Origin of the sequence: Aliivibrio sp. A6 (assembly GCF_028765505.1) — a bacterium.
Classification (GTDB): domain Bacteria; phylum Pseudomonadota; class Gammaproteobacteria; order Enterobacterales; family Vibrionaceae; genus Aliivibrio; species Aliivibrio finisterrensis_A.
Genome location: NZ_JARACR010000009.1, coordinates 71,340 through 82,927, shown reverse-complemented (window position 1 = coordinate 82,927; position 11,588 = coordinate 71,340). Strand labels below are relative to the sequence as shown.

The following is an 11,588-nucleotide window of genomic DNA, read 5'->3' as shown; positions in this document are numbered from 1 at the left end:
TATTTACTATTCTACCGTATTATCAATTGATGCGAAATACTTATAATGGCACCCAACAAGACGACGAGCACAAACAAAAAATAGCACTATGCTTAAAATGAAACTTGCATATATGTCGTCGATTACATTATCCCAATAAGGAAAATCCAATGGCTCTTGATATTAAACCTGGTCAAACTCACATCAAATCTAAAGCAATGGTAGCTTGGGCTGCTGGCGAACCTCTTAAAATGGAAGAAGTGGATGTTCAACTTCCTAAAGCAGGCGAAGTTTTAGTTCGCATCGTTGCTACTGGTGTATGTCACACTGACTTATTCACTCTATCTGGTGATGATCCAGAAGGTATCTTCCCTTCAATCTTAGGTCACGAAGGTGGCGGTATTGTTGAAATGGTGGGTGAAGGCGTAACGGGTCTTGAAGTCGGTGACCACGTTATCCCTCTTTACACTGCTGAATGTGGTGAGTGTAAATTCTGTAAATCTGGCAAAACTAACCTTTGTCAGGCGGTTCGTGAAACTCAAGGTCAAGGCCTTATGCCTGATGGAACAAGTCGTTTCTCTATTAACGGTGAAACTATTTTCCATTACATGGGTTGCTCTACGTTCTCTGAATACACAGTACTTCCTGAAATCTCTTTAGCGAAAGTATCTAAAGATGCCCCTCTTGAAGAGGTGTGTCTTCTAGGTTGTGGCGTAACGACTGGTATGGGTGCGGTTCTTAACACGGCTAAAGTTGAAAAAGGCGACACGGTTGCTGTATTCGGCCTAGGTGGTATCGGTCTTTCAGCTATCATCGGCGCTAAAATGGCGGGTGCAAGTCGCATCATCGGTGTTGACTTGAACGAAAGCAAATACGAGCTAGCTAAAAAATTAGGCGCGACTGATTGCATCAACCCAACAACCTTCGATAAGCCAATTCAAGAAGTGATTGTTGAAATGACTGACGGCGGCGTGGATTACTCTTTTGAGTGTATCGGTAACGTAAACGTTATGCGTGCTGCTCTTGAGTGTTGTCACAAAGGTTGGGGTGAATCAATCATCATCGGTGTTGCTGGTGCTGGCCAAGAGATCTCAACTCGTCCATTCCAACTTGTGACTGGTCGTGTATGGCGTGGCTCTGCATTCGGTGGCGTTAAAGGCCGTACTGAGCTTCCAGGTATCGTTGACCGTTACATGCAAGGTGAGTTCGCTCTTGATGATTTCATCACTCACACTATGGGTCTTGCGGATGTAAACGCGGCGTTCGATCTAATGCACGAAGGTAAATCTATCCGTACTGTTCTACATATGGATAAATAAGTAAAAGTGAGGGGGTAGATACTCTAGCCCCTATTCTACTTTTGATCTCTAAGTGCTTTATATAAAGACGGTATGTTTATCTGCGTGGGTAGCGTAATTTATAGATAAGCATTACTGAATGCTCCATTCTTTATTTTAAAGCACTTCAAAATCAACCAGTAGATTTCTATTCAATACAGTGATCTCGCTGATATGAATCAAAATATAAAAGGGCTCATCATGACAATCGAAAATATCAGCCAAGCAAAAGTTGCCGGTGGTTGGCACAAACAATACACACATACATCATCAGCATTAAATTGCGATATGCGATTTGCTATTTTTCTTCCTGCAAACGCTTCTGAGACAAACCCAGTTCCTGTTTTATACTGGTTATCAGGCTTGACCTGCACCGATGAAAATTTCATGCAAAAAGCGGGCGCATTCAAAAAAGCGGCTGAATTAGGCATTGCGATTGTTGCTATGGATACAAGCCCTCGTGGTGAAGACGTTGCTGATGATGCAGAAGGCGCATACGATTTTGGTCTAGGTGCTGGGTTCTACTTAAATGCAACTCAAGCTCCTTGGAACCGTCATTATCATATGTATGACTATGTGACAAAAGAGCTACCATCATTAATCGAAGAACACTTTCCGGTATCAGATAAAAAATCGATTTCTGGTCACAGTATGGGTGGTCATGGTGCTATTACTATCGGTTTAAAAAACCAAGATATGTACCAATCAATTTCTGCATTTAGTCCTATTGCTAGTCCAATTAACTGCCCTTGGGGACAAAAAGCGTTAGGTTTATACCTAGGTGATAATAAAGAAGCTTGGTTAGAATACGACAGTGCTGAACTTCTTAAAAAAGACTCAAAACTTCCGATCTTAGTTGACCAAGGTGAAGCGGACGGCTTTTTGGAAGAACAGTTAAAACCGGAATACCTACTTTCTTCAGCAGAGCAATCTGGTGCCGATGTAGAAGTAAGAATGCAACCAGGTTACGACCACAGCTACTTCTTCATTTCTACTTTTATTGATGAGCATTTAGAGTTTCATGCTGCTTATTTAAATAAATAATACTGATTTAAAATAAGCAAAGTATAAATAGAAAAATCCCAGAGTAGGTTCTCCTTCCTCTGGGATTTTTTATGTCTATATATTAATTTTCTATAATTAGATAAACGCTAACACTGGAGAGATACAAAGAAGAATACCTGTAACAATAATTAGATTAGTAGATAAGCCTTTGTACTTATGAAGTGTTGGCACTTTATGCACAAGGTAAGCTGGAATTAAACAACCTACTAGACCAAAAACAGGGCTACAAATCGAAGTAAAAGATAAGATAGGCGCATTTAACGCAACAGCAGACCACGCAAGCAAAATAATAAACACCGTAATGAGTTTATTTACTAACTCTTTATTAATTACAGACTCATCCATACGTCTTAACAATAAGTTCATTGCAATACCACGACACGCTTCTTGAAATGCCATAAACACACCAAAGAATGAAGTTACGACAGCAAAAATATTAATCACAATGCCGGTAACCGTTGCCCAACTTCCTGGGAAGTAATGAGCAATAATCGCTAATGCAGAGATGTTTTTATTCATTGCTTCAACCGCTTGTTCTTGACTTATTGCAAAGGTAAATGACACTGCAAAAAAGAACACAACAACAAATAAGATAGCAAAAGCAATATTCATCGCTCTTAATGATTTATAACGCGCAACTTCAATTGATTTCTCACGTGAACGATACGAGATAACCATAGGGCTAAGAGATTGAATAAAAAGAATAGACGTTAGGGTAAATGGAAGCGTAATAATCGCATCTTTTAACATTGGACCAAACGATCCCATTGCTGGGATATTAGAAAAATCCCAACGAGAAACCAGTAATAAACCCATAACTGCAACTAATGAAAGTACCGTTACAGCCATAAAGCCAGATAGTTTAAATAGTACTTTCTCACCTTTAGAGCCAATAAAAGCAAGAACACAGATCAGCCCTAAACCATAAAAAACATTGTCATTTAAATGCCCTTCCGTTACACCAAACGAGTGTAAGTATGAAGAACTGTCATTGGTTACCGCTAATGAGTAAACCAATACCCAAATAACCAACATAATGAAATAAAGGACACCTAAGGCCACTCCCCAGTTCTTACCTAAATAACCAGTAATGACACCTGGATAATCTGTACATGTTTTTGCTTCGGCAAGAGTATTAATAAAAAGTTTTTGAAACAAATACATGGCTGGATAGCCAATAATTGAAGATAGAAGGAAAACCCAAAGTCCCATAATACCTACTTGAACAGGTAGAAAAACAATACCCGCACCAATAGCCATACCAATACTAATCACTATCCAACCAATATCAGTGCTGTCAAATTTAGTGGCTTTTTTCCATTCAGAATCAGTCATATTACTTTGATCACGACCAAGTCCTGCTAATGTAGCTGTGTTCATATAAAACTCCATCTTTGTAGGGATCACTATTCTTATAATTTTAAAGCGACAAATTGCCGCCAACTTGCAACTTTTGAAGAATTTACTCTCTAATCTAAAAATAACAATGCAATTTTATTTGAAATTATAGCGAGATCTCAGTTCGTAAAACAAACAAAAATTTACTACAAAGTCATTGCAATCCCTTACAAATAAGCATAAATTCAACTCACACAAACTAAATGCAATTATTTTTGCATATTTTAAACTAAAACTTAAAATCAAAAATAGTTGCAAAAAAAAGGACAATACATATGAAGCAAATTATCGTGGCAAAATCAGCACCAGAAGCAATCGGTCCTTACTCTCACGGCACCGCATTTAATGGGCTTATTTTTACATCGGGTCAATTACCGGTAGATGGTTCAACAGGCTCAGTTGTTGAAGGGGGAATTGCTGCTCAATCTGAAATGTCTCTTAAAAACTTAATTTCAGTAATCGAAGCAGCAAATGGCGATGTAAATACGGTATTAAAAACAACCTGCTACCTTGCTAACATCACTGATTTCGCTGCATTTAATGAAGTATATAAAACCGTTTTTCATACCGACTGCCCTGCACGCTCTTGCTTTGCGGTAAAAGATCTTCCGCTTGGCGTATTAGTTGAAGTAGAAGCAATTGCGCATCAAAAATAATAATTAGATAAAGGCGAACAAAATGAACTCTACCTGGAAACAATACATCACTATTTTAAAAAATGTTGTGAAACCAGCCCTTGGGTGTACTGAACCTATTTGTGCAGCCTATGCGACAAGCGTAGCAACACAGATGCTTGGAGAAAAACCAGAAACTATTGATGTTTTTGTCTCTGATAATTTGTATAAAAATAGTATGGGTGTTTTTGTTCCAAGAACAGGTAGAGTTGGTCTTGCCATTGCTGCAGCTACAGGAGCTACTGGCGGAGATCCAGAAGCCGGGTTGGAAGTACTAGCAAAATTAAACGAATCTCAACTCAACGAAGCTCAGCAGCTGATTGATGCAGGACACGTTCAAGTAAAACGAGAAGCCACAGATGAATTTATCTATTGTCGCGTTATCGTTAAAAGCTCACAACAGCGAGCAGAAGTAACGATCAGCGGAGGTCATACGCTCATTGTTGAAAAACGTCTAAATGGTAATATCATTTTTTCCCTTGATTCTTTATTACCAAAAGCTTCTACGGCTTCTATTTGTGATGGCGTAGATATCACAATATCATCAATTTATAACTTCGCTACTCAGGCTGAATTTGATGACATTAAATTTATTCTTAAAGCTAAAGAACTCAATATTGCACTCGCTCAAGAAGGATTAAAGAATCCATACGGCTTAGAAGTTGGCCGTACCTATCAAAAAAATATTGAAACTGGCTTGCTATCAAAAAGTTTAGATAGTGATATTTTAATTTATACCTCAGCAGCATCTGATGCACGAATGGGCGGTGCGACCTTACCGGCGATGTCTAATTATGGCAGTGGTAACCAAGGTATCGCAGCAACAATCCCTGTGGTAAAAATGGCTGATTTTTATAATGCCGATGACGAAGCATTAGCAAGAGCCTTTATCATGAGTCATCTTGGTGCTATTTACATTAAATCTCATTACCCACCACTATCGGCATTTTGTGGCAATGCTGTAACCTCAGCCGCCGCCGCTATGGCAATGGTTTATTTAGCTGGTGGGACATTCGAACAATCTTGCTCTGCGATTCAAAATACCATTAGTGATACGAGTGGAATGATCTGTGATGGAGCGAAATCAACCTGTGCAATGAAAGTCGGCAGTAGTGCTCAATCAGCCATGAAATCATCTCTTCTTGCTTTGAATGACCATTGTGTAACAAAGCAAGGTGTTATCGCAGAAGATGTAGAAAAAACCATTAAAAATATAGGTAGAATGATAACAACAGGCATGCCGAATATTGACCATGAAATCATTGAAATAATGGCATCATAATGAAAAGATGTCACTATTAGCTAGTGACATCACTTTCCACTAACATAAGAGTATCTATGCTACATAAACTATCTACCGCCGATAAGCTAATTCTTCAATCAACCTTTAGTATCGTTGATGGCATTGCTGCTATGTTTGGAAAACATGTCGAAGTCGTATTGCACTCTTTAGATTCAGACAATCCATCAATCATTAAAATTGCTAATGGGCATGTCACGGGCCGTGGTATTGGCGCGCCTATAACCAACTTAGCATTAGAAAAGTTAAAAGCGGGTTCTGATGTATCAACCCCTTATTTCACACGAACAGATAAAGGCGAATTAATGCGTTCTGTTACTTCGATGATTCGAAATGAGGCAGGTATACCTATTGCTTTACTTTGCATTAACTCAAATCTTGATGTACCAATGAACAGCTTTTTTATGGATTTATTTCCACAATCAGCTCAGTTAGCAGCGTCACCAGAAACCTTTGCAAAGGACAGTATAGAAATGCTAACGGATTCGATTTCAAGAATACAGAGTGAAGTGTTAGAAGATGAAAGTATAGCCGTCTCTCGAAGAGTCAGAACCATTGTTGAACGTTTACACCACCAAGGTGCATTCAATATCAAAGACGCTACTCAGATCACCGCCAATATTCTTAATGTGTCGAAAGACTCTGTGTATCGTTATCTAAGAAAATTTAAGTAATCTCCCCTCCTCTTCTTCACTTTCATAAAAAAGCCCTGAGAACTTACCATTCTCAGGGCTTTTATTTTTACTAATACAAATTAACCAGGAAGGTTATATGTGTATGGCGCTTGGATACCTAGTGGAATACCTAGAGCCCAGTATGCTAGTAAGAAGATTGTCCAACCAATTAGCATTGCGATAGAGAAAGGCATCATTAGAGAAGCCAATGTACCGATACCCGTTGATTTAACATAGCGTTGGCAGTAAACCACAACTAACGGGAAGAATACCATTAATGGTGAGATGATGTTTGAAACAGAATCACCTACACGGTATGCCGCTTGAGAAAGCTCAGGAGAGATACCAACACCCATTAACATTGGAACTAATACAGGACCAATTAGAGCCCATTTCGCTGATGCCGAACCGATAAGCAAGTTAACGAATGCCGTTAGTAAGATCATACCAATAATCGTTAATTGACCAGGAAGATCTAATGCTTTTAAGAAATCAGCACCGTACATTGCTAAAATTGTACCGATGTTTGATTGACTGAAAGCAACTAAGAATTGTGCACAGAAGAATGACATAACCATGTATGCCCCCATCGTGCCCATCGTTTCTGACATTGCTTTAATTACATCATTACTGCTTTTAAATGTACCTGATACACGTCCATAAACGATACCTGGAATAATAAACAGAATGAAAATAAGCGGTACAATTGACTGCATTAAAGGCGCTGAGAATGACGTAATTTGGCCATCAGGAGAACGCAGTGCTGAATCTTCAGGATAAATAAGTGCAATTAACAGTGCGATACCAGCAACCATTGCCCAACCAGCGAACTTAAATGCTTTCGATTCAATCTCTGTAAAAGAGCCTAAATCCGGTGCTGTTTCTGCATCTTCATCAACAGGAGTATTTGCTAAACGTGGTTCGATAATTTTATCAGTTACATACCAACCAATCGCAACAATTAGAATTGAAGAAAGGCCTGTAAAGTAAATGTTTGCTAATGGGTTAACAATGTAAGTCGTATCGAGTACTTGTGCTGCTGTTTGTGTAAAGCCAGCCAGTAATGGATCGATTCCCGATGGGATAAAGTTTGCAGAGAAACCACCAGATACACCCGCAAATGCAGCTGCGATACCCGCTAATGGGTGACGACCTGCCGCGTGGAAAATGATACCACCTAGTGGGATAACTAAAACGTAACCTGCATCTGCTGCTGTGTGTGACACGATAGCAACAAGAATAAGCATTGGCGTTAATAGTTTCGCTGGAGTGAAGTTAAGCATTTTCTTTAGGCCAGTTTGAATAAAGCCTGAAGAGTCAGCAACACCAACACCTAGCATCGCTACTAATACGATACCTAGTGGAGCAAAACCGGTGAAGTTTTTCACCATTGTTGCTAAAAAGTTTGCTAAAGAATCACCAGTTAAAAGGTTTTTCACTTGAACTGCATCTTGAGTAACAGGATGAATCAAGTCAAATTGTACTTGTGATAATAGCGCTGAAAGACCCCAAACAATTAAAAGGCCCCAGAAAAACAGTAGTGCAGGATCTGGGATCTTGTTACCTACTCGTTCGATTGTATTTAGAAAACGATCCATACCACTTGGCTTAGATGCTTTCTCTGCTGCTTGGTTACTCATCCGTAACTCCATCTATTATTAATGTTGTATTTTCAGAAAAGAATTTGGAAATTATGTGACTTCTCTTAACTTTTCTTTTGCTGAAACAGTGTAAACCACTTAAGAAAGAAATAGAGCATTTAGTTGAATAATTTAGAAGTGCAAACATATATTTTGTAAGATAAGTTTTCATTGAAACATATAACTAACAATATAAATTATTATACTTTACAACTGAAACAAAAAAAGCGCCTTCCGGCGCTTTCTTAAATTAAATCAGATTCATTGAATCAGAGATTATTCCCATTCGATTGTTGCTGGTGGCTTACCAGAAATATCGTAAACAACACGAGAAATGCCACTTACTTCATTGATAATGCGGTTAGATACTTTACCTAAGAAATCGTATGGTAAATGTGCCCAATGCGCTGTCATAAAGTCGATAGTTTCTACTGCTCGTAGAGACACAACCCAATCGTATTTACGACCATCACCCATTACACCTACAGAGCGTACTGGTAAGAATACCGTGAACGCTTGAGATACTTTGTGGTAAAGATCCGCATTGTGCAGCTCTTCAATGAAGATAGCATCAGCACGACGCAATAAGTCACAGTACTCTTTCTTAATCTCACCAAGAACACGAACACCTAAACCTGGTCCAGGGAACGGGTGACGATAAAGCATGTTATATGGAAGACCTAATTCTAGGCCAATCTTACGCACTTCATCTTTAAATAGCTCACGTAATGGCTCAACAAGACCCATCTCCATGTCATCAGGAAGACCACCAACATTGTGGTGAGATTTGATAACGTGTGCTTTACCTGTTTTCGATGCTGCTGATTCGATAACATCTGGGTAGATAGTGCCTTGAGCTAACCATTTTGCATTTGATAGTTTCTTCGACTCTTCATCGAAGATATCTACAAATACGTGACCAATGATCTTACGTTTCGCTTCAGGATCTGATTCACCTTCAAGTGCATCTAGGAAACGCTTTTCAGCTTCAACATGAATGATCTTAAGACCAAACTTGTTACCGAACATTTCCATTACCTGCTCTGCTTCATTTAAACGAAGTAGACCATTATCAACAAATACGCACGTTAGTTTGTCACCGATTGCACGGTGAGCAAGCATAGCGACTACTGATGAATCTACACCACCAGATAAACCAAGAATCACTTCATCATCGCCTACTTGCTCTTTAATTCGAGCAACGGCATCTTCAATGATTGATGCTGAAGTCCACAGACCTTCACAGCCACATACATTAAGAACAAAGTTCTCAAGCATTTTTAGACCGTTTTTAGTATGAGTTACTTCTGGGTGGAATTGAACACCGTAGTATTTTTTCTCTTCGTTCGCCATTGCTGCGTAAGGACAAGTTTCTGTCTCTGCAATTTTTACGAAATCAGATGGGATTTCAACAACTTTATCACCGTGGCTCATCCAAACATCTTGAGTTGCTTCAAGATCTTTAAACAGCGCTGATTCACCTGTTACTTGTACCGCAGCATAACCAAATTCACGCTCAGTAGACGTTGCTACTTTACCGCCAAGTTGTTCTGCCATTGTTTGCATGCCGTAACACACACCAAATACAGGAACACCAGAATCAAATACATATTGAGGAGCACGAGGAGAATTTGCTTCAGTAACACTTTCAGGACCACCAGATAAGATGATGCCATCTGGGTTAAAATCACGGATGTCAGATTCTTCTACATCCCAGCTCCAAAGCTCACAGTAAACACCAATCTCACGGATACGACGCGCAACAAGCTGCGTGTATTGAGAACCAAAATCTAAAATAAGAATGCGTTGATCGTGGATATTAGTCGTCATTAGTCTTTCTCAAAAAGTCATTTATTTAGTGTGGTTTCACTATAAAACCACACGCTTAAAATTGAATTTGGTACAAAGTTTTTTCTTTATATTTCACAGCAGAATCATTCGAGTTCTAGAAAAAGGCACGGAGTTTACAAGTGTAAATGAGCACCTTTGACAACGAAATCGGAAGATTCTGCAAAGAAAATTAAGAAAAATTAGCCTAGGCGCTTCTTTTAACCCAAACGATAATTAGGTGCTTCTTTCGTGATCTGAACATCATGTACGTGAGACTCTTTCATCCCTGCACCTGAAATACGAACAAATTCAGCTTTAGTACGCATGTCTTCAATTGTTGCTGAACCTGTTAGGCCCATGCTTGAACGTAAACCACCCATTTGTTGGTGAACGATCTCTTTTAGACGACCTTTGTATGCGATACGACCTTCGATACCTTCAGGCACAAGCTTGTCCGCTGCATTATCAGATTGGAAGTAACGGTCTGAAGAACCTTGAGACATCGCACCAAGAGAGCCCATGCCACGGTAAGATTTGTATGAACGACCTTGATAAAGAATCACTTCACCCGGTGCTTCTTCTGTACCCGCAAACATTGAACCAACCATTACACATGATGCACCAGCTGCAATCGCTTTACAGATATCACCAGAGTAACGGATGCCGCCATCTGCAATGACTGGAATATCGTGAGCCGTTGCAACTTCTGCTGCATCTGAAATAGCCGTAATTTGAGGAACACCCACACCCGTAACGATACGAGTAGTACAGATTGAACCTGGGCCGATGCCTACTTTTACAGCACTTACACCAGCATCGATTAATGCTTTAGCGCCCGCACCAGTAGCAACGTTACCACCAATAATTTGTAGGTCTGGGAAAGATGCACGAGTTTCACGAATACGTTGTAAGACGCCTTCTGAATGACCGTGAGATGAATCGATAAGTAGAACATCAACGCCCGCTTCAACAAGAGCAGCAACACGCTCTTCATTGCCAGCGCCGGCGCCAACAGCAGCACCTACACGTAGACGACCACGTTCGTCTTTACATGCATTTGGTTTACGTTCTGCTTTGTGGAAATCTTTTGCTGTAATCATACCGGTTAGTTGGAACTCATCGTTCACTACCAATACTTTTTCAACACGCGCTTCATGCATTTTCTCTTGAACTTCTTCACGAGTTGCACCTTCTTTAACAGAAGCTAAGCGTGCCTTTGGCGTCATAACAACGTCAACTTTCTTAGATAGGTCTGTTACAAAACGAACATCACGACCAGTAATGATACCAACAAGTTCGTTAGTTTCAGTTACTACAGGGAAGCCAGCAAAACCGTGCTTTTCAGTCAGATCTTTCACATCTTGGATAGTTGCGTCAGGACGAACGGTTACTGGAGCAGATACAACGCCTGCCTCAAAGATTTTTACTAAGCGAACTTGTTCAGCTTGCTGTTCAATAGACATGTTCTTGTGGATAAAACCGATGCCACCCTCTTGCGCTAATGCAATAGCAAGGCGCGCTTCTGTCACTGTATCCATTGATGCTGAAATCATAGGGATATTTAGAGAGATAGTCTTCGTTAACTGAGTGCGAAGATCAGCGGTGTTAGGAAGAACTGTGGAGTGTGCTGGGACGAGTAAAACGTCATCGAAGGTTAAAGCTTCTTTTGCGATTCGTAGCATTTGCAATAT

At 39.8% G+C, this 11,588-nt stretch carries 9 protein-coding genes; 5 read left to right on the top strand and 4 right to left on the bottom strand.

All coding sequences use genetic code 11. The features are described from left to right. Positions 1-149 precede the first annotated feature (149 nt). Positions 150-1,298, top strand: coding sequence for an S-(hydroxymethyl)glutathione dehydrogenase/class III alcohol dehydrogenase (locus tag PVK70_RS07635; RefSeq protein WP_130047241.1), 1,149 nt, complete (start codon positions 150-152; stop codon positions 1,296-1,298). Positions 1,299-1,517: 219 nt separating this feature from the next. After that, on the top strand, positions 1,518-2,360 hold the full coding sequence (gene fghA, locus PVK70_RS07630) for an S-formylglutathione hydrolase (protein ID WP_130047242.1): 843 nt from the start codon (positions 1,518-1,520) through the stop codon (positions 2,358-2,360). Between the two features lie 96 nt (positions 2,361-2,456). Here the strand turns inward: fghA and PVK70_RS07625 are convergent, their stop codons facing one another. After that, complete coding sequence (locus PVK70_RS07625) at positions 2,457-3,761, bottom strand: amino acid permease (RefSeq protein WP_130047243.1); 1,305 nt, start codon at positions 3,759-3,761, stop codon at positions 2,457-2,459. Positions 3,762-4,054: 293 nt separating this feature from the next. Between PVK70_RS07625 and PVK70_RS07620 the strand changes: the two genes are divergently transcribed. Genes PVK70_RS07620 through PVK70_RS07610 form a run of 3 tightly spaced genes read left to right on the top strand, consistent with a single transcriptional unit; the run spans position 4,055 to position 6,427 of the window. Beyond that, the gene (locus PVK70_RS07620; RefSeq protein ID WP_130044664.1) at positions 4,055-4,435 is read left to right on the top strand and encodes a Rid family detoxifying hydrolase; all 381 of its coding nucleotides are present in this window, start codon (positions 4,055-4,057) and stop codon (positions 4,433-4,435) included. A 22-nt stretch (positions 4,436-4,457) separates the two neighbouring features. Further along, positions 4,458-5,735: an L-cysteine desulfidase family protein gene (locus tag PVK70_RS07615; protein ID WP_130047244.1), complete on the top strand. Its 1,278-nt coding sequence runs from the start codon at positions 4,458-4,460 to the stop codon at positions 5,733-5,735. Between the two features lie 56 nt (positions 5,736-5,791). Beyond that, positions 5,792-6,427: a helix-turn-helix transcriptional regulator gene (locus PVK70_RS07610; RefSeq protein WP_130044662.1), complete on the top strand. Its 636-nt coding sequence runs from the start codon at positions 5,792-5,794 to the stop codon at positions 6,425-6,427. An 80-nt stretch (positions 6,428-6,507) separates the two neighbouring features. Here the strand turns inward: PVK70_RS07610 and PVK70_RS07605 are convergent, their stop codons facing one another. The 3 genes from PVK70_RS07605 to guaB all read right to left on the bottom strand — a co-directional run bounded on the left by PVK70_RS07605 (position 6,508) and on the right by guaB (position 11,579). Next, on the bottom strand, positions 6,508-8,067 hold the full coding sequence (locus PVK70_RS07605; RefSeq protein ID WP_130047245.1) for an AbgT family transporter: 1,560 nt from the start codon (positions 8,065-8,067) through the stop codon (positions 6,508-6,510). A gap of 276 nt (positions 8,068-8,343) precedes the next feature. After that, complete coding sequence (guaA, locus tag PVK70_RS07600; RefSeq protein ID WP_130047246.1) at positions 8,344-9,897, bottom strand: glutamine-hydrolyzing GMP synthase; 1,554 nt, start codon at positions 9,895-9,897, stop codon at positions 8,344-8,346. A 218-nt stretch (positions 9,898-10,115) separates the two neighbouring features. Next, positions 10,116-11,579 (bottom strand): IMP dehydrogenase, encoded by a 1,464-nt coding sequence (gene guaB / locus PVK70_RS07595; protein ID WP_130047247.1) that lies wholly within the window; start codon positions 11,577-11,579, stop codon positions 10,116-10,118. Positions 11,580-11,588 lie beyond the last annotated feature (9 nt).

Bases quoted from the DNA above. Each gene is read 5' to 3' on its own strand.
- PVK70_RS07620 (WP_130044664.1), top strand. From the start codon at position 4,055: ATGAAGCAAATTATCGTGGCAAAATCAGCACCAGAAGCAATCGGTCCT.
- guaA (WP_130047246.1), bottom strand. From the start codon at position 9,897: ATGACGACTAATATCCACGATCAACGCATTCTTATTTTAGATTTTGGT.
- PVK70_RS07610 (WP_130044662.1), top strand. From the start codon at position 5,792: ATGCTACATAAACTATCTACCGCCGATAAGCTAATTCTTCAATCAACC.
- PVK70_RS07615 (WP_130047244.1), top strand. From the start codon at position 4,458: ATGAACTCTACCTGGAAACAATACATCACTATTTTAAAAAATGTTGTG.
- PVK70_RS07625 (WP_130047243.1), bottom strand. From the start codon at position 3,761: ATGAACACAGCTACATTAGCAGGACTTGGTCGTGATCAAAGTAATATG.
- PVK70_RS07635 (WP_130047241.1), top strand. From the start codon at position 150: ATGGCTCTTGATATTAAACCTGGTCAAACTCACATCAAATCTAAAGCA.
- fghA (WP_130047242.1), top strand. From the start codon at position 1,518: ATGACAATCGAAAATATCAGCCAAGCAAAAGTTGCCGGTGGTTGGCAC.
- PVK70_RS07605 (WP_130047245.1), bottom strand. From the start codon at position 8,067: ATGAGTAACCAAGCAGCAGAGAAAGCATCTAAGCCAAGTGGTATGGAT.
- guaB (WP_130047247.1), bottom strand. From the start codon at position 11,579: ATGCTACGAATCGCAAAAGAAGCTTTAACCTTCGATGACGTTTTACTC.